22 protein-coding genes and 1 pseudogene are annotated in these 23,102 nt (G+C 44.1%); 20 read left to right on the forward strand and 3 right to left on the reverse strand.

The genetic code is table 11. From position 1 onward, the window contains the following. The first annotated feature begins 71 nt into the window (after window positions 1–71). The 9 genes from ABWW54_RS06350 (at window position 72) to ABWW54_RS06390 (ending at window position 11,494) form a co-directional block, all read left to right on the forward strand. A complete protein-coding gene (locus ABWW54_RS06350) occupies window positions 72–752 on the forward strand; it encodes a DUF3313 family protein (RefSeq protein ID WP_353411295.1) in 681 nt (226 codons plus the stop codon). Window positions 753–759: 7 nt separating this feature from the next. After that, entirely contained in the window at window positions 760–1,311 is a 552-nt protein-coding gene (locus ABWW54_RS06355) for a Pycsar system effector family protein (RefSeq protein WP_353411297.1), read from the forward strand. Window positions 1,312–1,566: 255 nt separating this feature from the next. Further along, complete coding sequence (locus ABWW54_RS06360) at window positions 1,567–2,133, forward strand: hypothetical protein (protein ID WP_353411299.1); 567 nt, start codon at window positions 1,567–1,569, stop codon at window positions 2,131–2,133. A 71-nt stretch (window positions 2,134–2,204) separates the two neighbouring features. Continuing rightward, complete coding sequence (locus ABWW54_RS06365) at window positions 2,205–2,558, forward strand: HdeA/HdeB family chaperone (RefSeq protein WP_353411301.1); 354 nt, start codon at window positions 2,205–2,207, stop codon at window positions 2,556–2,558. A gap of 224 nt (window positions 2,559–2,782) precedes the next feature. Beyond that, window positions 2,783–3,454, forward strand: coding sequence for a DUF3313 domain-containing protein (locus tag ABWW54_RS06370; RefSeq protein ID WP_353411303.1), 672 nt, complete (start codon window positions 2,783–2,785; stop codon window positions 3,452–3,454). Between the two features lie 153 nt (window positions 3,455–3,607). After that, complete coding sequence (locus tag ABWW54_RS06375) at window positions 3,608–5,968, forward strand: fatty acid cis/trans isomerase (protein ID WP_353411305.1); 2,361 nt, start codon at window positions 3,608–3,610, stop codon at window positions 5,966–5,968. A gap of 10 nt (window positions 5,969–5,978) precedes the next feature. Next, window positions 5,979–6,269 carry a hypothetical protein gene (locus ABWW54_RS06380; protein WP_353411307.1) on the forward strand — a complete coding sequence of 97 codons (291 nt, stop codon included), beginning with the start codon at window positions 5,979–5,981 and terminating at the stop codon, window positions 6,267–6,269. 39 nt (window positions 6,270–6,308) lie between these two features. Beyond that, window positions 6,309–7,373 carry an alpha/beta hydrolase gene (locus tag ABWW54_RS06385; RefSeq protein ID WP_353411309.1) on the forward strand — a complete coding sequence of 355 codons (1,065 nt, stop codon included), beginning with the start codon at window positions 6,309–6,311 and terminating at the stop codon, window positions 7,371–7,373. Between the two features lie 509 nt (window positions 7,374–7,882). Next, window positions 7,883–11,494, forward strand: a complete 3,612-nt coding sequence (locus tag ABWW54_RS06390; protein WP_353411311.1) for a YobI family P-loop NTPase — start codon at window positions 7,883–7,885, stop codon at window positions 11,492–11,494. A gap of 170 nt (window positions 11,495–11,664) precedes the next feature. On the opposite strand, the gene ABWW54_RS06395 is transcribed toward ABWW54_RS06390, so the two are convergent. Next, complete coding sequence (locus ABWW54_RS06395; protein WP_353411313.1) at window positions 11,665–12,687, reverse strand: AraC family transcriptional regulator; 1,023 nt, start codon at window positions 12,685–12,687, stop codon at window positions 11,665–11,667. A 354-nt stretch (window positions 12,688–13,041) separates the two neighbouring features. Beyond that, window positions 13,042–14,070 carry an AraC family transcriptional regulator gene (locus tag ABWW54_RS06400; RefSeq protein WP_353411315.1) on the reverse strand — a complete coding sequence of 343 codons (1,029 nt, stop codon included), beginning with the start codon at window positions 14,068–14,070 and terminating at the stop codon, window positions 13,042–13,044. A gap of 197 nt (window positions 14,071–14,267) precedes the next feature. Here ABWW54_RS06400 and napE point away from each other — a divergent pair, with 197 nt between their 5' ends. The 11 genes and pseudogenes from napE (at window position 14,268) to ABWW54_RS06455 (ending at window position 21,665) form a co-directional block, all read left to right on the forward strand. Then, the gene (gene napE, locus ABWW54_RS06405) at window positions 14,268–14,414 is read left to right on the forward strand and encodes a periplasmic nitrate reductase, NapE protein (protein ID WP_353411317.1); all 147 of its coding nucleotides are present in this window, start codon (window positions 14,268–14,270) and stop codon (window positions 14,412–14,414) included. Window positions 14,415–14,420: 6 nt separating this feature from the next. Beyond that, window positions 14,421–14,981 carry a ferredoxin-type protein NapF gene (gene napF, locus ABWW54_RS06410; protein WP_353411319.1) on the forward strand — a complete coding sequence of 187 codons (561 nt, stop codon included), beginning with the start codon at window positions 14,421–14,423 and terminating at the stop codon, window positions 14,979–14,981. A gap of 5 nt (window positions 14,982–14,986) precedes the next feature. Then, window positions 14,987–15,244 (forward strand): chaperone NapD, encoded by a 258-nt coding sequence (locus tag ABWW54_RS06415; RefSeq protein WP_353411606.1) that lies wholly within the window; start codon window positions 14,987–14,989, stop codon window positions 15,242–15,244. 93 nt (window positions 15,245–15,337) lie between these two features. Beyond that, window positions 15,338–17,833 (forward strand): nitrate reductase catalytic subunit NapA, encoded by a 2,496-nt coding sequence (napA, locus tag ABWW54_RS06420; RefSeq protein WP_353411321.1) that lies wholly within the window; start codon window positions 15,338–15,340, stop codon window positions 17,831–17,833. Window positions 17,834–17,844: 11 nt separating this feature from the next. Further along, window positions 17,845–18,309 carry a nitrate reductase cytochrome c-type subunit gene (locus tag ABWW54_RS06425; RefSeq protein ID WP_353411323.1) on the forward strand — a complete coding sequence of 155 codons (465 nt, stop codon included), beginning with the start codon at window positions 17,845–17,847 and terminating at the stop codon, window positions 18,307–18,309. A 9-nt stretch (window positions 18,310–18,318) separates the two neighbouring features. Beyond that, window positions 18,319–18,921, forward strand: coding sequence for a cytochrome c3 family protein (locus ABWW54_RS06430; protein WP_353411325.1), 603 nt, complete (start codon window positions 18,319–18,321; stop codon window positions 18,919–18,921). Window positions 18,922–19,053: 132 nt separating this feature from the next. After that, a complete protein-coding gene (locus ABWW54_RS06435; RefSeq protein ID WP_353411327.1) occupies window positions 19,054–19,803 on the forward strand; it encodes a hypothetical protein in 750 nt (249 codons plus the stop codon). Window positions 19,804–19,951: 148 nt separating this feature from the next. Then, window positions 19,952–20,179 carry an AAA family ATPase gene (locus tag ABWW54_RS06440; RefSeq protein WP_353411329.1) on the forward strand — a complete coding sequence of 76 codons (228 nt, stop codon included), beginning with the start codon at window positions 19,952–19,954 and terminating at the stop codon, window positions 20,177–20,179. Next, complete coding sequence (locus ABWW54_RS06445; RefSeq protein ID WP_353411607.1) at window positions 20,128–20,475, forward strand: tyrosine-type recombinase/integrase; 348 nt, start codon at window positions 20,128–20,130, stop codon at window positions 20,473–20,475. The genes ABWW54_RS06440 and ABWW54_RS06445 overlap by 52 nt, the downstream gene beginning before the upstream one ends. A gap of 11 nt (window positions 20,476–20,486) precedes the next feature. Then, a pseudogene (locus ABWW54_RS06450) lies at window positions 20,487–20,723 on the forward strand (site-specific integrase); the annotation flags it as partial. Window positions 20,724–21,245: 522 nt separating this feature from the next. After that, complete coding sequence (locus tag ABWW54_RS06455; RefSeq protein ID WP_353411331.1) at window positions 21,246–21,665, forward strand: hypothetical protein; 420 nt, start codon at window positions 21,246–21,248, stop codon at window positions 21,663–21,665. 280 nt (window positions 21,666–21,945) lie between these two features. Here the strand turns inward: ABWW54_RS06455 and ABWW54_RS06460 are convergent, their stop codons facing one another. Continuing rightward, complete coding sequence (locus ABWW54_RS06460) at window positions 21,946–22,977, reverse strand: tyrosine-type recombinase/integrase (protein ID WP_353411333.1); 1,032 nt, start codon at window positions 22,975–22,977, stop codon at window positions 21,946–21,948. Window positions 22,978–23,102 lie beyond the last annotated feature (125 nt).

A 23,102-nucleotide genomic window follows, 5' to 3' on the forward strand; every position in this document is an offset into this window, starting at 1 on the left:
GCACTAGTTCCAAAGGCTGCGTTAAGTAGCGAGTAAATTTCTATCCACCATTTTTCTATGCGGAGTAACTGATGAATAAGTCATTTTTAAAAGCATCAACTTTACTGATTTCTCTGGGTTTGATTTCAGCGTGTGCATCTATTACGAGCAATGAGTTGCCGCCTAGCGAGGGTTTAGTGCAAGTGAAGGATTGGAATATCGACCGAGTTTGGGTAAAACCAGGTTTTGCCCCTGCTGATTACTCAAACATAATGATTAACGGCCGTGGCGTTGAGTTTCGCACTGTCGAAGATCGCTATACGCCATATAACCGATCAAGCACAGCTTACCCAGTAAGCGAGTCGCAGCAAGAAAAGCTTAAGCAAATTATTATTGACGAGTTTTCTAAGGAGCTACAAAGCGTCGAGGGCTATGGTTTTTCAACTACCCCAAGTGACGACACAATAGCGCTCGACATCAAGCTTGTCGATGTTGTTTCAAATGTACCATCCATTAAGGCAGGCAGAAACGAAGTGTATCTATCTGAAGTTGGCCGAGCTACGCTAGTGTTGAATTTCACCGATTCAGTTACTGGCGAAGCGCTTGTATCGGTAATTGATCGACGCTCTGCTGAAAGTTTTGATGGCCTTGGTTTCAAAGAATCGACACCCGCTAATAATTGGGCCGCGGTTAAACAGCTCGCTAAACATTGGGCCAAAAAATTACGCACAGGGCTTGATGAAATGAAGCAATCACCCTCTAATACCAAGTAATCCGCTAATGGCTTCTGGAGAAACTCAAGTAACGGAGAAGCAAGATAGGGATAAAGCCGAAGGGTTGCTGAAAATCGCGCTTAGCGAAACCCAGCAGTCCATTCGCTCATACGATACCAAAGCGCAGATATGCGCTATTGGTTATCTGTTTTCGTTAAATTTGGTTCTGGGTATTAATCAAGCAATCTTTCCAGACAAAGGCGCTGACTTATGGGTAGTGGTGTTTGGTTGGGGAGTCTTGATCTTTCCAATGTTGTTATTTGGTTTTGTATTGTACCCAACCCGGAAATCGATCAAACCAAGTAAACGCCAAGATCAAAGCTCAATCTATAAAATTCTCTATATTCGCCACGAGCGACACGCGTCGGTAGATGAGATTGCTAGAGATGCACTCAAGGCCGACACATTGGATGAAGTCGCGTTTGAGCTGTACCAATCTTCGAATTTACGAGACCGCAAGCGTGTGCGGTTTGTGCGAGCTCTCGTCGCCGCTGGCATCGCATTATTAGTAATGTTCTCAGTACATCTTACTACTGTAATTAGCCGCTTAGGCGGCTAATTTAGAGCAAGCTGGTTCTCTCGTTTCCCGCAACAGAATTGTGGATTTCTGCGTAACAGGTCAAACATATTCATAAATTAACTATGAGTAACTGTCCTGGTAGGACTGTGCTTTGTCCGCTGTCGATTAACCTAGTCGCGAGTATCTCTATATTGTGATTCTTGCAATGAGCGAGTGAAGACGGTTCGCGTTGCACAAAGACTGTATTGTTTGTGTCGGTCTTAATCTTAATTCACATCCAACGAGGTGGTCACGATGAAAAGTGTAATGGAACGGAAAACCGAGCATAACGGAAAGCGGTTTGTGGGAATGCTTGGCGTAGGCGTGCTCATGCTGTTTACGGCAACGGCTAGCGCTCAAACAGATTATGATGAATACCGAAATAGTCGCTATGAGCAAAGTCGAAGCGACGATCGCTACGACGACAGGGGGCAACGTAGTGATCGTTATGACGACCGGCGTGAAAGTGCTCGCTATGATGATAGACGCGACGACCGTAGAGATGAACGTCGTCGTCCAAGCTATCGCGACTGCAAAGATAGAGCCTACGACGTAACAGGTTATAGGGGCCCAAGCCCAAGCCGTTATCGAGAAGGTCGAGCGCTTGAAGGGGCAATTAAAGGAGGCCTTAACGCTGGAGCTGCAAGTTGGGTAACTGGGGGCGATAAGAAGGAGATACGCAAAGCTCAAAAACGCGGCGCCAAACTTGGTTTTATTATTGGCGCGATTAAGCAAGGCGCTGAGCGGGAGAAACAGAGAAAAAATGATGAGTTACGTCGAGACTTTGAATACGAAGTTAGAGCCTGCATGCGCGATTACTAATTGCCGTTGCAAACAAATAGACGTCACCGTAAGAAAATATTATCAGGCTAAGCGCCTTATGAGGAATTACCATGAAAACTAATCTTAAAAAGCTCACCATATTTAGCACACTTCTTTTTTCTGCAGCATTAATCTCAATCTTTACAGCCAGTACTGCATTGGCTGATGGTCATGGCAGTAAGGATCACGAAGGCAAAACAAGCACTGAACAGTCTTTTGATTTATCAGAGCTTACTTGTTGGGACGTTATGACTCTCGAAGAAGCCGAGCGAGGCACAGTTCTGTTTCTCTATTATGGTTATGTATCTGGAGTAAAAAATGAACTTATTCATGATGGCGGGACCATCACTAAAGTACTTACTCAGCTTGGCGAACACTGCAACGAGAATCCAGATGACAATCTTCTAAAGCTAATGACCAAGTAGCCTTGAGCTTTAGAATGTTTAAGCTACAAAGGGCAGATAAGCTAGAAGAGCCATGGTTCTTCTAGCTTTTGCTACGCACGATAGGGTGCCAAAGGCCTTATGTCTTTAAAAGAATATCGTCAGTCCGCTACTGATTAACCCAAAAAGCATTTAGACCTTATTGTTACTCACGCTAGGAAAGCGGCTTAATTCAGGACGAAATGACATTTTAATTGGAGTTGATTATGAAACGTATCACATTGAAAAACACACTTCTTACCGCTCTATTGATCGTAGCTTTTACCGGCAACGCATTTGCAGCTAAGCAAAATGTTACGGCTCCTGATGGTTTTGAAACGGTAAAAACTCGCCAATTAGATAACGCCTGGGTTAACCCAGAGTTTAATCCCAAGGACTATGAAACGGTTGTTGTGAAATGGGGCAATTTTGACTACAAACCAGCTAAGAAGTTCTACGGGCATCAACGAATATTGAATGATAATTTTGAACTGGCGGCGTGGGCTAAAGTTAAGATGCAGGATGACGCTCACACCGAGTTTGCAAAAACCCTAGCCAAGGTTGACGACTTTAAACTGATCGACATCGAGGAAGCAGATCAACGCACCATGAGTGTCAACTTAACACTGACAGACATTGTGAACCATGTGCCCAACACAATGGGAGTAGGTGGCCGATACGATGTTTATGTAAGAGACTTTGGCGCGATGACCTTAAACGTAGAATTCACTGATCTCACTACAGGCGAGCTACTTTTTAAAGGAAACGTCAGGGAAACAGTTGAAGCTCGAGGCGTGGACTTTGAACGAGCAACGCCATTTTTAGCGGCTCACCAAACCAAATGGCGGCTTAAACGTTGGGCTACTGGTTTAGAAAAAGGCCTAGATAAGATGAAGTGATCGCTTTTAATCATTAACCTAAAAGACGGCCTAGTGCTTACTAGGCCGTTACCACGTTCTAATGTAACTAAAAAAACTAACCACTCTTTCAGGCATCGATAATTCCATCGGTTATCATTAAGATTCTAGACAAATTGGTTCATTGATAAAACTATGCTTAAACTAAAACGGCTTTTCTCAATACTCTTTTTACTCGCTCTTGTTACAGGTTGTGCCACTCTGGCTGTCAATAAATACGATCAACTATATGGAAGTGCTCAAGTAATAGATCGTCAAGTTGAATCCTTGCCAGAAGGGCATGTTGATTATTGGTCTGATGTACAACCAATTTTAGAGAGCCGTTGCGCCAGTTGTCATGCTTGTTATGACGCGCCATGTCAGTTAAAGACTACCGCCATTGAAGGCCTTGATCGTGGTGCCAAGAATCTAAAAGTGTATGACGTGCGCCGCTTAGTTCAAGCCAAACCATCACGCCTTTTCGAAGACAACTTCACAACGCAAGGGTGGCGTGATGATGGATTTTTCCCTGTGTTAAACGAGTACCCGCAGCAGTCTCCAGCCGTGAACTTGCAAGCGAGTTTGTTATATCGTTTCCTGGATCTTAAAAAACAACACCCAAACCCGACCACTAAGACACTACCGAAAGACGTTACCCTAGACATACAACGCAAAGAACAATGCACTGATATCAACGGTTTTGATGACTTTGCTGAGAAGAAACCTCTATGGGGAATGCCCTACGGTTTGCCGCAGATTAGCGATGAAGAACACAACACGCTCAAACAATGGGTAGCTCAAGGCGCAACCTTTACTCCAAGACCTGAGCTAGTAGCCGAATTTGATCAACGCATTGATCAATGGGAAGCCTATCTCAATCAGGACTCGTTAAAGGGGCAATTAGTCAGCCGTTATATTTATGAGCATTTGTATTTAGCCAATCTATATTTCGATGATCTGTCGAATAGGCAGTTCTTTAATATCGTGCGTTCTGCGACCCCTCCAGGGCAGCCGGTTAAGCATATTGCAACACACCGCCCGTATAGCGACCCTAAAGTAGAGCGTGTGTACTACCGAATTGTGCGGCACCTCGAAACTATTATGGCTAAAACCCATAAACCATACGTTTTAAATCAGCAACGCAAAGCTACTTGGGACGCGCTTTTCTTTAACGACGATTATCAAGTAACCAGCTTGCCGAGTTATAAGCCTAAGGTAGCAGGCAACCCGTTTGTTAGCTTTGAACAATTACCCGTGCAATCGCGCTATCGATTCTTACTAGACGAAGCACAGTTCACTATTATGAATTTTGTTAAAGGTTCGGTTTGCCGAGGGCAAGTCGCCATTAACGTGATTCGAGATCGTTTTTGGGTATTCTTCCTTGACCCTGATGCACCCATCAGCGAAAAAATAGAAGACGCCATTATCTTAAGCCAAGATGACTTAGAACTTGCCAGCACGCAAGAAGACATCTTTTTGCCGCTGACTAACTGGGTTAAGTACGCCGACAAAGAACGCAAAGGCCGTAAAAAGCGCGACCAGTTTCTGGCTAAGAATTTCACTGGTGATAATTCGATTAACTTAGACATGATTTGGGATGGCGACGGCACTAACCCTAATGCGGCGCTTACTGTGATGCGACATTTCGACTACGGCACAGTTGAAAAAGGCTTATTAGGTGAAACCCCTCAAACAGCGTGGGTTATTAGCTACCCATTGCTAGAGCGCATTCACTACCTGCTAGTAGCCGGTTACGATGTCTACGGCAATGTAGGTCACCAGTTATTGTCGCGAGTTCACATGGACTTCTTACGCATGGACGGCGAAGCCGCATTCTTAACCATGTTACCTCAAGAGTCGCGAGTAAAAGAGCGTAACGATTGGCACCGCAACGCGCCTAAAGAAGCAAATGAATTCTTGGCTAACCCAGAGTTCGAGAAAAACGGCTCAGTATCGATTCCGTACAAAACGAAAGAACATAAAAACGAACTTCTGGGTATGTTGAAAGAGCGTTTAAAACCGGTGCTTACTACTAATTTTACTATCGACTTTCACGGTAATACCGGCCTAGAGAGAACAGTAAAACGTTTAAACGGTTATGTAGGTGAGGGCGCAAGTTTGCTACCCGACACCGCCGTCGTGCGTTTCTACGATGAGCAGGGTCAAAACCAATACGCCACCATTGTTAAAGACGTATTTCATAAGAACATGAGTTCAATGTTTGGTGAAGACAACAGAATCATTCCCGAAGAAACCAGAGTGACAGTCTTGAATGGCATTGTCGGGAGTTACCCCAAGGTTATGTACCGAGTTCCGACCGCTAAAGCGAGTGTGTTTGTAGACCAGTTAATGGCCATTCAAACTGAATCAGACTACGAAGCGTTGGTTGATAACTATGGCGTACGAAGAACCGATCAAAGCTTTTGGCAAGAGAGCGACTATATGCATGCGGCCGCCAAACGCCAAAACCCACTGTGGTACGGTGTTTACGACCTAAATCGATACGAGAATAGGTAAAGGCAAGGCTATGAAATATGGCTTAACAGACAAAGAGCTTGGTGTAATTCAAGTTGTGCTTGAACGCTTTGAGAAGCAACGATTACCAGACCTGCTTAAACTCAGAGACAAAATAGATGCCGGTGAGCGAATGAGCGAGATTGATGTCTCGATACTCGAAACCGCGTTGAATGAAGCAAAAGGTAGCATTGAATTTGCTGATAAGCACCCCGAGTACCAAACGTTAATCGCTGAGGTGAATCACCTCTATAAACACATTGCCGACAAGGCGCTTGAAAATGAATCTCAAGCTAACACGTAGCTTGATTCTAAGTTTGTTTGAGTCGACGTTGGCATCCCAATGATTGTATTGAGCAAGCAGTTGGGACTAATCAGTTTGGTTTTTCTTCTATCGGGATACACCAATCTTTCAGCTGCATCTGGACCGACGGATAAACAAAGCCAACTACAGAGTCAGCTACGCTATACAAGCAGTGCGCTGGATTTAGCCGCACCAAGTGACTCCAAGTTTAAAAACGAAGCATACTTAGACTTCTACGGTCTTTTGGCCGGCGAATTAAAACAAGAAGTCGAGTATTTCAATGGGGTAACAACGATTGACGACCACAGCATCGCTAGTCATGTATTTGTTCCTAGAAATCCAGTTGGCACAATATTCATTCTGCACGGTTACTTTGATCATGTTGGTACTCTAAGTCATATGATTAATACCGCGGTAGAGAAAAATTACGCCGTTTTTGCTTACGATTTACCAGGGCATGGCAACTCATCCGGAAATAGGGGAGACATCAAAGGGATCAATAACAACGCACTACTACTGAACAAAATAGTCGCTAAATACAACAGCTCTTTACCAAAGCCATATCAGCTCATAGGCTTTAGCACGGGTGGATCTATTGCACTTGAGAATGCGATGCTTGAAGATAATTCGTTATTTGAAAAAACGGTGCTCGTATCGCCACTAATTCATCATAAACAATGGCGATGGGGTAAATTCGGTTACACAATAACCGCCCCATTTTTAAAGACGCTGAAAAGCCGCCATAAGAAAAATTCAAACAACACTCAATATCTAGAATTCGCTAAGACCGACCCCTTACGAAACACCGTTATATCATACGAATTTTTAAAAGCCTTGTATCAATGGAATCGACGTATTGATAAATCGTCAACCATCGAGGCCGATATGCTGGTTGTACAAGGTGAGTTAGATAACGTTGTAGACTGGGAATATAATTTGCCTTTGTTAAGGCAGAAAGCGAATAACCTCAAAATCCACAAAGTGCCCCACGGTAAGCACCAATTGTTTAATGAGGTTGAAAGTGTTCGAAGCGACGTGTTTGAGAGGATATTTGAATTTCTCGATACGGAGTTATTAAGCGAAGGAGCTTTAGAGGCCGGGTAGAGTCAAATTGAATATTGATTAAGGCTGTTGCATACTCGAAGCGGCCATTTCGAGACTTTAGTCCAGTTGAACTAGTGCCAAGGCAGGAATATGTTAGGAATAGAAATTTTGCAGTTTCAAAAACTAAATTTTGTGACCAAATATTATAAATATCCCTGCACGATACCAGATAATAAATGGTTATGCGTAATAAGGTATCGATGAACTTACAGCAAGGATGTGATCGAAAAGCCTTCTGTAAAGATGTCGTCTCGATTGGTCATTGGCGGAACCTGAGCTTCTTGAATGGACAGAAGAAATGCACCACAGTATGTCCATTTTAGCCAATGGAGTTAGAAAGCAATAAATAGACGCTATTGAGGTCTTTGATTTTCTCGAGTCTGTTTTAAATTGTAGAGATGCTGTATCAGAAATTGAAAATACAATTGCCATTTCATTCATTGAATTCAACGAACTACCAGAATCCTCATTTCCATTAGTTAAAGAAGCGCTAGAAAGTTAAGTATCGTATGAAAAAGAAAATCACCGCCCTAACACGCTGGCTTGCTAAAAGCCTCAATAGCATCGCGTCTTTGCTGGAAAGCGAAGGCGGCTCCGCCGACATGCGATCGAAGTTCGTGGATCTCGCGCCAACTGACGAAGCCGACAAAGCTGGCATATATTCCGAAGCAATTCTGTTTGCAACGAATAATGCAAAGGTTTCCAACATTGCCCTAACTGGCCCCTATGGGTCGGGAAAGAGCAGCGTCATTCAATCCTTCTTGAAGAAGTATCCGCGGACTGCGCTTCAAATCTCTCTTGCTGCGTTTATTCCCGAGGCCGATTCGAGTGGCGACAAGGTGAGCCGTCAAGAGATTGAGAGAAGTATCCTGCAACAGATGTTGTATGGCCCTGACGCAAACAAGCTTCCATTATCGCGGTTCAAAAGAATTCAGTCTCCTGGCTTTTTATCAATATTCAAATCTCTTTACATACTGCTTGGAATTCTCGCGCTTTGGTACACGTTTCATCACCGAGAAGAAATCATCAGCGGTACTTTTTTCATTCCGTTCGCGATCAGCAATGGAGTTAATCTAGGGATCTTCGCGCTTGCGGCAACATTCTTCTGGAGCACACTGCATCACTTTTATGTCGCGAGCTTCGGTCTGTCACTCAAGAGCATCTCAATGAAGGACGTTGAGATAAAACCTGCCAATGATGACCAGGCTTCCATACTGAACCGTCACCTTGACGAAATAATCTACTTTTTCCAATCTACCAATTACGATCTTGTAGTCATTGAGGATCTAGATCGATTTAACAATACCGAAATTTTCGTCACACTACGCGAAATTAATAGCCTTGTGAACGAGAATGCAGGCGTGAAACGCACCATCAGATTCCTCTATGCGCTGCGTGATGACATATTTATCAACACCGATCGAACCAAGTTCTTCGAGTTCATCATTCCCATCATACCGATCATCAATACATCAAATTCGATTGATATGGTATTGGAGCAGGGAAGGAGACTTGAGCTCGATGGGCGACTTAATCGGCAATTTTTGAGAGAAGTCTCACGGTACCTAAACGACCTAAGGTTAATTCAGAACATCTTTAACGAGTACACCATTTATGTAGCTAATTTGGAAACTGATGGAGAGAACCTGCTCGACGCCAACAAACTCCTCGCAATCTTGATATATAAAAACGTCTATCCAAGGGACTTTGAGCGATTGCACCGCGGCGATGGTACTCTCGCAGGAATATTGAATCGCCAAGATGAGCTCATTGTTACTGGTGAGGCTAAGCATAGGGCCAAAATCGCGAAACTCGAAAAGCGGCTTGAAGTCGCCGAACGACAGACGCCTTCAGACCTTAGAGAGTTACGGCAAATTTATGCTATGGCTATGATTGAGATGTTGCCAACGACCACCAAAACTGTCAGCCCTGACAATCAAACATGGATAACGCTTGCACAGTTGGTCAGCCACGATGCGTTCGAGCAATTTATTGGAGCCACATATATATTTCACCGTAACGTCCATAACCATCAATCTCAGGTTGATATTTCCAAATTACAAAGCAAGGTGGATTCTCAGAAATCCTACCAGCAACGTAAGGAGGAGATCGAAAACAAGGAGGCTGATAACAAGAACAAAATCTTGCGACAAATAAATGAGCTCAAATCAAGGATTGTAACTTTGCGAACGACTAAGCTGAATGAGCTATTACGTTTGAGTGTCGACCATGAGCAGGACTTTTTCGAAAGTTTTGAAGAAAATGGTGAGCTTGCACGTTTTCTGATTCTAGAGGGCCATCTCGACGATACTTTCTACCTGTACACGTCACTCTTTCATTCAGGTCGTTTGTCGCCTAAAGATAACAAGTTTCTAATTCAGATCCGGGCATTCGTCACACCTGAGCCGAGTTTTCCGATGGATAATCCTAAAGAGATCATTGCTGCTATGAGAGATGAGGACTTTCGGCAAAGCTATGTCTTGAACGTCAGGCTTGTCGATAGTCTTCTGAGTGAACCTGGACGTTATCGCGGCCAAACTCAGAAATTTTTCAAGTTTCTCTTGTCCGAATTCGAGAACTGTGAGGATTTTTTCGATGCCTACTACACCAGCGGCCGCCATATTGTAGAACTTCTTTCGGGATTAGCCAAGGTTTGGAAAGGCATCGTCCCAGCTGCCATTGCAAGCCCCAATAATGTCTCTCACGTTACCCAACTAGTCACGAATCTACCAGATACATCGCTCAAAGCACTCGCAGGAGATTTTGAAGAGTTATCCGAATTTGTTTCGGCAAATCTTTCAGAGATACTGGTGAATTCACCTGAATTAGAACCAAAACGCCTTGTATACCTCGACTTTGAGGTCAAAGATCTCGCTTCCATCAAAGAACATTCTGAAATTGTACGCATCATGTTCGAGGAGGGGCTTTTCGAACTCACGATCGCGAACCTGGAATACGTCTACCAAGTGATTTTAGGAGAGATGGATCTCGAGCCAATGCGCGAGAGAAACTTCAGCGCCATACGTTCGACAAGTAACGCAACCTTGATGAAGCGAGTCGAACGCGATTTCGACTGCTACCTACGTAATGTCCTTTTGGAACTTAAAAGGAATTCAAAGGAGGATGCATCCGCCATTCTAGCCGTTGTTCGCCACGAAACGATTAATCAAGATGATCTTAGGGAGTTTCTTGTACGGCAGGCAACCAAGCTGCCAGCTCTAGAAGATGTGCCTGAGAGATTGCACGCTATGCTATTCAAGCTAAATGTGATCGAACCAAGTTGGATGAATTGTCTTGCTTTTATGGAAGGTGAAGGGTTCGAAGCAGATAGCTTGGTTGACTATCTTGATCGGGATGATGTCCGTACTAATGTCCTGCAATATCCCATACCAAGTGACTCAGAGTCACTGCAGCTGCGTCAATTCCTCGTCGGGGCAGACTCACTGTCTGATACCGCCTATAGCGAATATGCTCATGCCCTGCCTAAACCGTTTGGAAAACCACCCGAAGGACTTCAGCCCGCTAAGCTTCGAATTCTGATAGATGCAGGAAAAATTACATTCTCTGAGGATAGTCTCGACGCGCTCGCTGAAAATAGGGACTTGCAGGTACTATTTGTCGCGACCAATATCGACACATATTTGGCGGATTCCGACAGCTTTGCACTGGATGACGACTTCTTTGAAGGTCTTCTGCGATCTAAAATTGATCATGCAGCCAAACTTCAGATAGTTGAGTCAATGGACCTTACAGCGCTCGTCAATTCACCTAGCAGAGCAGCACTTATTGGTCCAATCATTCAAAATACCGATGTCAAAATTTTCGACTTTGATGTCGATATAATAGGATCTTTAATAGAGCATTCTAGACCTATAAAGACGCAAATCTCACTTCTAAATAAATGTCATAAGCTTTTGAATGATGATGAAGTGCGTCAAATCTTGACCAATTTACCGCGACCATTTTCCGAAATAAAAACTGGTTATGCGGCGCCGAGACTTAAGAACAATTCGGAGAATATAGAACTGGTTAAGTGGCTTGACTTAAGAAGCATTATTTCATCATGGAGCGAAGGCTATTTACTAAATAATGATATAAAAGTGAATCTCTATAGGCGCTGATAAGAGAATACTAGATAGGCAGCACGAACTCTAAACGATTGATCCTAAAGGAGTTCTCGTACTGATATGGCATCGCATAACAAGCCACACCATTATCGTGGCTGCGTTTTTAGAACTCTATGTGCTGGGTGTTAACGAAATGGCTATTAAGGGCTATTTTTCTGCCGTTATTACCAGACTAAAGCCTCACGAAAACCTAGAGGCGTCACCCCAGTCATACCTCGAAACCATCGCGTAAAATTACTAGGTTCCGAATACCCTAGCAAATAGCAAATCTCTCCAATGCTACGCCATTCTTGCGCGAGGTATTTCTTAGCAAGATCAATTCGCACATCATCAAGCAAGTTTGAAAACGTTGTGTTCTCTGCGCTTAATCGCCGTTGTAGCGTTTTGCTACTCATGTGCAATTGGTCGGCCACCATTTGCTGCGTTGGGGTGCCGGAGGGCAGGGCGTCGATCATAAGCGCGGTTACTTTACCAACGAGTTGCTGCGCTTCGTGTTTACGCAGATAGTCGATTACCACTTGATCGTTAGCGCGTGCTAGGTCTGGGTTGGCAACTGATAATTCTTCGCGCATGTCTTGGGCATAAAATACTAACTTGTCTTCTTTGGCGCCATATTGGATGGGGCATTGAAAGAAGTCATCAAACGCGTGCGACGAATTGGGAGCAGGCCTTTGAAATTCTACTTTGACGGGTTTGAATTGATCGCTGTGGACCATTCGACATAAATGCATAAACAGGGCTAACGCACTATCGATTGCGCTGTCTTGGGCTATGCCGTAAGGCACAGGCAACACCAGAGCGACTTCGACGTGGTCTTGAACGTCCTTAACCTTTACTTTTCCAACGTTCGAAATGACTGCGAAATATCGTGATAAGCGATCAAAGGCATCCATTAATGTGCTGCTGGCGGCCCAGCTAAAACCAAGCCCGTGGAGTGAGCCTAAACGAAAGTGGCTGGCAAACTTAATACCGATTGCGTCGTCGTCGGTTGCCTTTAACGCCAAGCGCCAGATGTCATCGATCTTGCTTCCATCTATACGCGAGCTCGCTTGCTTTTGCATATCCATATCAACACCGGCTTGGGCGAGCAACGCTTTAGCGTCAATGCCATAGCTCTCTATGGTTCTGACGAGTGTCTGCGCTATTGCGGGGTGTATTTTTGCTGGGTCAGATGATTGTTTTGTCATTGCATGAAGTTCGCAGTTCTAAGTTAGTAATACTGGCGAGGAACAATCTTAACAACATATTCTAAGAAGACCTAAAATGATTGGCCTTTGACTTGATTTGACTGACTGTATTTAGTCACCGCACTTACAATTTGGCGCGTTCGAGGGTGTGGATTAGATGCCTGTATCAACCCCTAAATTAAGCCAACGCGAACCTATTTCTTACCCGATTAGTTGTAAAGATGACCCAGGACGCGTCCCGCTTTTCAAAACTCTCGCCTACACGCATGAGTTGTTCAGCCTTGGCTTAGGTGCTAGATCGGCATCCTCGAACATTCTTAACCAAGCGCATCAGAATGAGGTTTTATTAGTTCTCTACTTCTTGTTTAGCTTTATATCTCGATATGCCTGTGGCGATACTCCGTTAATTTTTTTAAACCAACGTGTAAAGTTACTTGGTTCGGTAAACCCTAGTAAGTAGCAAATCTCACTAATGCTGCGCCAGTCTTGGACTAAGTATCTTGCTGAATGTTGAACGCGGATATCATCAATTATTCGAGAGAGTGTTGTGCCTTCATTTTTAAGACGGCGCTGAAGTGTTTTGCGGCTGATATGAAGCTGGTCAGCAATCTCTTGCTGTGATGGCGCGCCTGATGGTAAGGCGTTCACGACCAGCATCGATATCTCGCTAATAATATTTTGCGGCCCTTGTTTTCGTAAATAATTTAGCAATACTCGGTCGTTAGCGAAGGTTAATTCTGAGTTAGCGCCAGGTAGTAGCTCGTGCATGTCGTTGGCACTAAGCACAATTTTATTTTCAGGTGCATCGAAGTTGATAGGGCAGTTAAAGAATGATCGAAAGGTTTTTACCGATTTCGGTTTGGGGCGCTGATATTCAACAAGCTTTGGTCTAAATTGTTTGCCTCGAACAAGTCGACAAAGATGGAGCAACAACGCGAGTGACGAATCAACCGCCGAATCATTCGCAATGCCATAAGGCACAGGCAATACTAACGCTGTATGAACCTCATCATCTTTATCTCGGATGTCAATTTCTCCAGCGGTAGAAATTACAGGGAAAAATCGAGCAAACCGTGCGAATGCATCATAGAGAGAGTCGCTGGCCGCCCAACTGAAACCTAGGCCATGAAACGAGCTTAATTGAATGTATTGCGTGTAAATCAAACCAATAGCATCGTCGCCCGTTGCCTGTGTCGCGAGCCTCCAAAGCTCGTCGCTTACGGCACCGTCGAGGCGTTTGTCAGGCCCTAAATCTTTGTTTACATCTACGCCAGCTTTAGCAAACAGTGTTTTTGAACACTTTCCGTAGCTTTCAACAGTTTGAGCTAATGTTGTCGGAATAGACGTGTGAACGTTCACCATTGAGGTTGGGTTGTCGGGCATTGAGTACGGAAGTAGTGTATTGATATGTTTATCAAGTTCGATTCTAACAAAGTTTTGACTCTCTTAGATAAGTCATTGTCCCTTGATGAATAAAGGTAATTTCCTATCTTGTCTATTTTTTGATAAGTTAGATTAGACGTGTAAGTAGCATCAATCTAGTCAGTTGCAATTAGCGAACAATTAACGGCAGAGGAAAGATGGACGAAAGTACGAAGAAAGATGAGAGAAAAATGTTTCTCTTTATAACCGTAGTGTTATTCCCAATATTAACCGTGATGTTGATTGGCGGTTATGGGTTCGCAGTATGGATACTGCAAATGATCTACGGCCCACCAGGAACTTAACTTATTGTGGACCATGCTAAACGAACATTCATCGGTTTAGATAGGCAGACCGCGAAGGCCGATAGTACACCACATGCACCACCAATCAGGCCACCTTGGGCTTTATCAGAAACTCTTTTTCTTGATGCATGCACTGGTTGCGGTAATTGCATCAAAGCTTGTCCAGAGAGCATACTCCTCAAAGGCAGTGCTGATTTCCCAATAGTTGATTTTACGGATGGCGACTGTACGTTTTGCGAAGCCTGTGTAGATAGCTGCAACGACGACGCTTTGAATAAGTTACAAGAGCAACCCGCATGGAACCATAAAGCGATTGCGATTGACAGCTGCTTACCAAAAAAGGGAATTGCCTGCCAGAGTTGCCAAGACTCCTGTGAGGTTAGGGCGATTACTTTCTCGCCGAGAATTGGCGGGCCTGCATCACCAGAGATTAATCATGAAATATGCAACGGCTGTGGCGCGTGTTTTAGTGTGTGCCCAAGCGATGCTATTGCGTTTACTCAAGCAGCAACTATCGAGCCTATTGTTGATGCTGTAAATATTGAAAGAAGGGGAGGCGCATTGTGAGAACCATGCCTAATGAAGCACAAGCACCGTTTGAAGTGCATATTTCCAGCATGGTGGTTTTATGCAGACCTGATGCCTTGGAGAACGCCGTTACCCAAATCAAGGCGAACCCATTAGCTGAGGTTCACGCAGTAGATGAAAACGGCAAGATCATCGTGGTTCTAGAAACCCCAAGCGAACAAAATATATTAGACGGCATTCAAGAGCTTGAAAATATTGACGGCGTAATTAGCGCCACCTTGGTTTATCACCAAGTAGATTAACCAAAATTGATTAAGTCAGTATTAATTAAAAAAGAGTTTAGTTAACAAAAAATTTAGCCAAAACAAACCCTACCTGTGACATCGGAGAAAGGCATGACCGTATCAAGAAGAAACTTCATCAAAGCGAATGCAGCGGCAACAGCGGCGGCGGCCGCAGGCTTAAGCACTCCTTCGTTGGCAAGCAACTTAGTTACCGATGCCACCCAAACTAAGCTCCAGTGGGAGAAAGCACCGTGTCGATTTTGTGGGACGGGTTGTAGCGTTAACGTAGCAACTCGTGACGGCAAAGTTGTTGCCACGCATGGCGATATTAAGTCGCCGGTTAATCGCGGTTTGAACTGCGTAAAAGGGTATTTTCTATCGAAGATCATGTACGGTAAAGATCGCCTAACTACGCCATTGCTAAGAAAGACCAATGGCAAATACGACAAGCAAGGCGAGTTTACACCTGTGTCGTGGGACGAAGCCTTTGACGTGATGGCAGAGAAGTTCAAAGACGCGCACAAAGAGCTCGGGCCAAAGGGCGTAGGCATGTTTGGCTCTGGGCAATGGACGGTTTGGGAGGGCTATGCCGCGTCTAAGTTAATGAAAGCAGGCTTTCTCTCTAATAACATCGACCCAAATGCCAGGCATTGTATGGCGTCAGCGGTTGGTGGTTTTATGCGCACCTTCGGCATCGATGAGCCAATGGGTTGTTATGACGACTTTGAAAACGCTGATGCGTTTGTTCTTTGGGGCAGTAATATGGCCGAGATGCACCCCATTCTTTGGACTCGAGTTACTGATCGCCGTTTAAGTAACCCTCATGTAAAGGTTGCTGTTCTCTCTACATTTGAACATCGCTCATTTGAATTGGCCGATCTACCAATCATTTTTACGCCGCAAACCGACTTGGCGATTCTTAACTACATTTGTCATTACATTATTGAAAACGACAAAGTGAATAAAGACTTTGTTGCCAAGCATGTGAACTTTCGCATGGGTAACCAAGATATCGGTTATGGCCTACGACCAGAGCACCCATTAGAGCAAGCCGCTGAGAATAGTGGCAAGGCTGGAGGCTCTAGTGCAAGCTCGTTCGAAGAATTCGCTAATTTTGTAAGCGACTACGATGTTAAGTCTGTGTCTAAACTATCAGGCATTTCTGAAGAGAAATTAGAAAAGTTGGCAGATCTCTACGCTGACCCGAAAACCAAGGTGATGTCGCTTTGGACAATGGGCGTGAATCAACATACTCGCGGTGTTTGGGTTAACAACATGCTCTACAACGTGCATTTACTCACAGGCAAGATCTCCACGCCAGGCAATAGCCCATTCTCGCTCACCGGGCAGCCCTCGGCCTGTGGTACGGCGCGTGAAGTGGGCACGTTCTCTCATCGGCTGCCAGCTGATTTGGTAGTGAGTAACCCTAAACATAGAAAGACCGCTGAGAAGATTTGGAAGCTCCCAGACGGCGCTATACCGAGCTGGAACGGTTCACATGCGGTCAAACAAAACCGTGATTTAAAAGACGGCAAAATTAAAGCCTATTGGGTGCAAGTGAATAACAACGTACAAGCTGCGCCGAACCTAAACGAAGAGACATTACCAGGTTATCGCAACCCTGATGTGTTCGTTGCAGTATCCGATGCTTACCCAACCGTGACATGTGAAGCAGCAGATTTAATCCTACCAACAGCGATGTGGGTTGAGAAAGAGGGCGCTTATGGTAATGCTGAACGCCGCACCCAATTTTGGCATCAAATGGTTAAAGCGCCAGGTGAGTCTAAGTCAGACCTATGGCAGCTTGTTGAGTTCTCTAAGCGTTTCACCACCGATGAAATGTGGCCAGCAGAGTTGCTAGATAAGAACCCAGAATACAAAGGTAAAACCCTGTACGAAGTTCTCTACAAGAACGGCAATGTTGATAAGTTTCCGCTAGAGCAAGCGAGCAAAGAGCACTCAAATGATGAAGCAGAAGCTTTCGGATTCTACATTCAAAAAGGGTTATTCGAAGAGTACGCCGAGTTTGGCCGAGGCCACGGCCATGATCTTGCCCCTTTTGATCGTTATCACCAAGAACGAGGCCTGCGTTGGCCTGTGGTCGATGGCAAAGAAACGCAGTGGCGCTTTAAAGAGGGTAGTGACCCGTATGTGAAACCGGGTAAAGATTTCGAGTTCTACGGTAAGCCTGATGGAAAAGCGGTAATTTTCGCTCTGCCGTATGAGCCGCCTGCCGAGTCTCCAGATGATGAGTACGACCTATGGCTTTCTACAGGCCGAGTTCTCGAGCATTGGCATTCAGGATCAATGACTGAGCGTGTACCAGAATTACATAAGGCGTTCCCAGATGCTGTTGTATTCATGCATTATGAAGATGCTAAGGAACGTGGCTTACGTCGTGGCGATAAGGTCAAAGTTCAATCGCGTAGAGGCGAGTGCGTTACTCGAGTAGAAACTCGCGGCCGCAATAAACCACCTCGAGGCTTAGTGTTTGTACCGTGGTTTGACGCAAGTAGGTTGATCAATAAGGTTACCTTAGACGCCACAGATCCGATCTCGAAGCAGACTGACTTCAAGAAGTGTGCAATCAAAATCGTAAAAGCGTAAAGGAGGCGACCATGAATAAACTAATTACTGCCGTTTTCGTGAGCCTTAGCGTATTAATTACCAGTGTTGTGTTTGCACAGAACACAGCGACCTTACGCCATGGCTTGTCAATTGATCAAGACGCCGAGCCTGATCGTATGCCGGTTGTGCAAAACGATGACATCAAACGTAAGCGAAGCTACCCAATGCAACCGCCAACGATTCCGCATAAGATTGATGGTTATCGAGTAGATACCAACAGCAACAAATGCTTGAGCTGTCATAGCCGTAATCTAAGCTCAGACTCGCAAGCACCAATGGTTAGCGTCACGCACTATATGGACCGTGACGGCAATTTTCTTGCGAGCGTTTCCCCTCGGCGGTATTTTTGTTCGCAATGCCATGTGGTTCAAACCAATGCGAAGCCGCACGTTGAGAGCGACTTCGTTGATCTAGACGATTTGCTCAAAGCAGCTCAGTCGAAACCAAAGGAGTAGGGTAGAACTATGTTTGCAAAGTTGAAGAACACCCTCTTGCATTATTGGGGCGTACTCCGTCGTCCAGCGGTTCACTACAGTTTAGGCTTTCTGGTAATGGGCGGTTTCATCGCTGGAATCATTTTTTGGGGCGGCTTTAACACCGCAATGGAAGCAACAAATAGTGAAGCGTTCTGTACCGGCTGCCATGAGATGGAAACCAACGTGTACGCAGAGCTAAAAGGCACAATACACTTCACCAATCGTTCAGGCGTTAGAGCCATTTGCTCTGACTGCCATGTACCACACGAATGGACAGCCAAGATGGCGCGGAAAATGCAGGCTTCTAAAGAAGTGTGGGGCAAGATATTCGGTACCATTGATACCCGTGAGAAGTTCCTAGATAAGCGCTTAGAGCTTGCTCAACATGAATGGGCAAGGCTAAAAGCAAACGACTCACTTGAGTGCAGAAACTGCCACAATTTTGACTATATGGATTTCACTCGCCAGAGTAAGCGGGCAGCCGAGCAGCACTCAACATCATTAGCATCAGGCGAGAAAACCTGTATTGATTGCCATAAGGGTATCGCTCATGAGTTGCCAGATATGGAAGGTGTTGAGGGCTGGCAGTAGCCTCTGGGGGCTCGCATGCGATAACTTTGATTATCGTATGTCAGTAGAAGATAAGTTGTTGCTTTATCAAGGTATAGTTTGATACGGTAGGTTAATTGGACACTTTGCTGATTTTGGGGGATCAACAAAAACATGGAACAATCTAAAGTTTGTACTGCCACGCCTAGGAAGTTTTCTGACGACTTAACTGCTGCCTACGAGCATATTAATACGTATCGTAATGCGGTTAATGTTGACGATGAGCAAGCAGGCAAAAGCAAATCCAAAAATATCGCTCTTATTGCAATCGTCGCATTTTTGATATTTGTCGGCATTACATATGCGGCATTGCGGTTTCTTCCGCCTGAAACTTGGGGGGAGAGCACAGAGGGCGTAAGACTCTTTCTACAGTTGGTTGTGCTATTAATTTATATTCTAGGTGGTGGTGTAGTCCTACTCCAATATTTTTCCGTAAAAGATATTTATAAGGATTTCACAGGGCAAATCATTGACGGTGCCGCTGACACAGCTAACGAAGAGGCCACTCTATTTGAAGCGTTTGATGGGCTTTCAACGCAATCAATCGAATACGTTGCAAATCGCCTTGAAGATGCCTCAACCCGGCTTGGTCAAATAAGGTCGTTTCTATTGGGAGCAATCGAAAAAATAGGAATTATTCCGGGCCTACTAGCAACAGTGTTAGCTATAAACAAGGTAGCAGACAGCACAGGCGTTTCTTGGATCGAACTACTTTCAGTTCTCATGCTCGGAATATACGTGAGTATGTTTCCTATTTTCGAAGCGTCTATTAAAACCAAAGCAATATCGATTTTACTGAATCAATATTTGGAGTTATTTCGATCTAGCGATGAGTCAAGAGAACTAGAAAATGAACTACAGTAGGCTTAAAAGAATTAATACTCTGCTCATGTTGAAACGCTGTGAAAGCGCAAGACATGTCTTTGTTTTTTCGTTTTTGTAAACGAAATTGCCTCATTTTATAGTGTATTAAATTTAAGGAAATACTAACCATATATAGGAAGTAAATGTCGTGTATTTAGAAAGTCTAACTATTAATAATTACCGAAAATTTCGCTCGGCTGATAACACTGTATGTTTTGTTAGGCCTGAGATTATCGACATACGTGAAGGGACAGGGCAGATAGCTCCCTCAACGACTTTAATCATAGGTAAGAATAACGCAGGTAAAACTACCGTTGTTAAAGCATTAGAAATGCAAAGAGTAAGACCAAAAGTCTTACGCGCGCTGAAGTATTAGATGTGACTAGTTTTATGGCTGAGAAACGCGATAAATCACAAACAGCATTTAGAGATTACCTAGCTATCTGTTTTGTATCAGTGCTAGCTCTAAGGAGAAATGAATTGGTTGGCCTGAAATGGACTGATATTGATTTTCAGGCATCCAGCGCGAATATCTTTCAGAAAGGAGGAAGTTATAAGCAGCTACCAGTACCAAATAATTTAATGGCCAGGCTCTGTGAGTACCGCGATACATTCGGAGCCAGCCGCCAGTATATTTTTAGCCCAGTAAGAATAACTCCGGTAAGTCATTAGATAAGCCTCTAAACACTAGCTACATTTACAGGCTAATCAAAAAGACCGTTTTCAAAGTTGCAAACGGAAAGCAAGCAACGCCGCATTCATTTAGGAAGTCATTTATAGAGATGGCTCTCAACAACCAGGAAGATTTCATTTCTATAATTAATGCGACAGGTCATGCCACAGTCGAGATGGTTAAGTATTACGACACGAGGGATACGTTAAAAAATAATGCCGTTCATGGCATGGATATGCTGATCTAAAGAATCTAATTTTGGCCCGAAAAACCTTGGAGACAAAAATAAGGGAGTTACTTGGAACGTAAGAAGGTTAGTTGTCGAATCGTAAGTGATTTAGTTGTGTGTCCAAAAGGTTGTGATTTTACGCATAGATTTGAATTTTAGAGCACCCTTAAATGAGGGATTGTGAGCGCCTCCGAGAATTATTTTACGCATTGAATTGAATTTTCTTTCCAACCATATTTGTAAGGCCAGAATTTCACATTGTATTGAATAAATATTGGTCGAGAACCGAACTTAGTTCTTTGGCCAATATGGATTCGCTATCATCTATTTTTATGAGCCGATTAAGGTGCCTCAATCGGCTCACATATATCCTGTTCAAATATAAATCAATGCCTTGTTTTGAACTGGATATCCCGCTAAATTATTGATGCGATGCTCGCTTTATTTGTTGTGTGGGATTAATGCTTATCAGACCAACGACGTAAACGTAAGGGGGCTTCGGAGCGTTTCGTTGAATCCAAAATTTAGAGAGTGAGAGAAATGACAGACCGGAAAAAAACTAGATATACCGTGCGTCAGCTACTCGCAGGTATTAACGAGTTACCAATAATTTTCAAAGATGAAATTGGTATGAGTGCTGATGAAACTAACGCGATCGTGCTGGGTGAATTGGACACCACTCTTGAGCGATTGCGGCAAAAGCTGGAAAAAGTACCTTCAGAACAGTTGGTCGACGAAGTAGAGGATTCGATAGCATTTCGATGCGGCGTCTTAATAAAGATATTACGCACTCTAGGCGAACTTTACTCGAAAGAGATGACACCAAAAATTTTCTTAACGAAGACGTATGAGTTTCTTGATAAAAAGACCTTCAAGAGCTATTTGATGGGCTGCTCTGAAGCTCAGTTAATTGAGGCTTGGTCAAAGCTCGAAAGTATAAAACAAACGGCGTATCTATAGCCGCATTCGTGATTAATTGCTGCCAATGAACACAAGTAATATATAGAACTGATTACTAATTTTTCCTAAGTTTCAGAAGACTATACTCGTTCGAGATAAACCACGGGCATACTAAATTCGTTACCTCTTATTTAACGCACGGTTTTTTTTAACGGCTACATCATTGGCAGCAGAAGCCCAAGCTTAGAGCGGCCTGCCTGCAAGGCGCCCCAAAACCCCACTCCCGTTGCGCCGATGATCTCAGATCCAGTCACACAACAATCTTTAGTTTTATCCTTTATCAAACAGACTGATATTTAGTTGATGTTGCTCGTGTTTTTTTATCTGATTTCACATAAAGTCTTTGAATAGAATCTAAGCTGCTATGCCCGAGGTTTTCTGAGATATGTGTTAGAGAGACACCTGCATCGACGGCCATAGAGGCTCCAGTGTGTCTTAGCATATGGGTAGTAGCTCGAGTAAAAACAGCGTTGTTCTGGGCATCATCTCGCTCCAGGCAATGCATAGCAGCAGCATCAAGTGCATGCTGGACTATACGAGATAATTGCCTTGCTGTAAGGCCCACGTGTTTGCTGTCTCGCTTGCTTCTGATCGGTCCGTTCTGAATCGTCATTATGATTGGCTCCTCATCCTCACTTTGGGGTAGGTCAGAAAGAGATCTATACTTGCGATATCTCTTTAGATAAGGCAAGTAGGCATCTGGAACAGGAATCAACCGTGATTTGTTACGCTTACCTCTAACGTAGAGCCACCAAAACTCGCCGTCGAATCGAAAGTCCTTAAAAGTGGGCTCGTATACGGGCCTTGATGATAACTCAGAGATCCGAAGTTGAAGCACTTTCATGCTAGCTATTAAAAACAGCGTCCTTTCATGCTTTGACTTGCTGTTTGCAAGCTCCTCAGTGGCCTTGAGCAGAATATTCCATTGTTCATCGGACAAGCGCTTACCTTCGAAATTCTTATCGGCAGAATCAGCCGTTAGGTGATCTGATAGCTCACGCGCTCGTTTTACAGGGTTCTTATAGCAAAGGCCATTATCAATAGCGAACGTGTAAAAAGAGCTCAGTGACGCAGCGGCAACCAGCAAGGATCGTTTGTGTGGCTTATAGTGCTTTATAAGCTCCCCCTTTTTCTTAACAATTCTACCTTTACGGCTTTTCGCTACATACGGACGCCATTCTGGGTTGACTTCGTTACTATTGAAATGAGGTTTTATACTATACCCAATCCACGTGGAATAAGGTTTGGCCATAAAGTCCACATATTCCGCAATATCCATCGAGGACAATTCGAATGGGTTTTTTTCTTTCACCAAAATACACCACAGCAGAAATCGTTCTAGCTCTGTTCGGTACCGATTCAAAGTTTGAAGTGAACACTGGTGATCTTTTAAGAAATTCATTCCTTCTAACCAAACGACTTTAGGCCAACTTAAAG

Source organism: Arenicella sp. 4NH20-0111, from assembly GCF_040366405.1.
Classification (GTDB): Bacteria; Pseudomonadota; Gammaproteobacteria; order Arenicellales; family Arenicellaceae; genus Arenicella.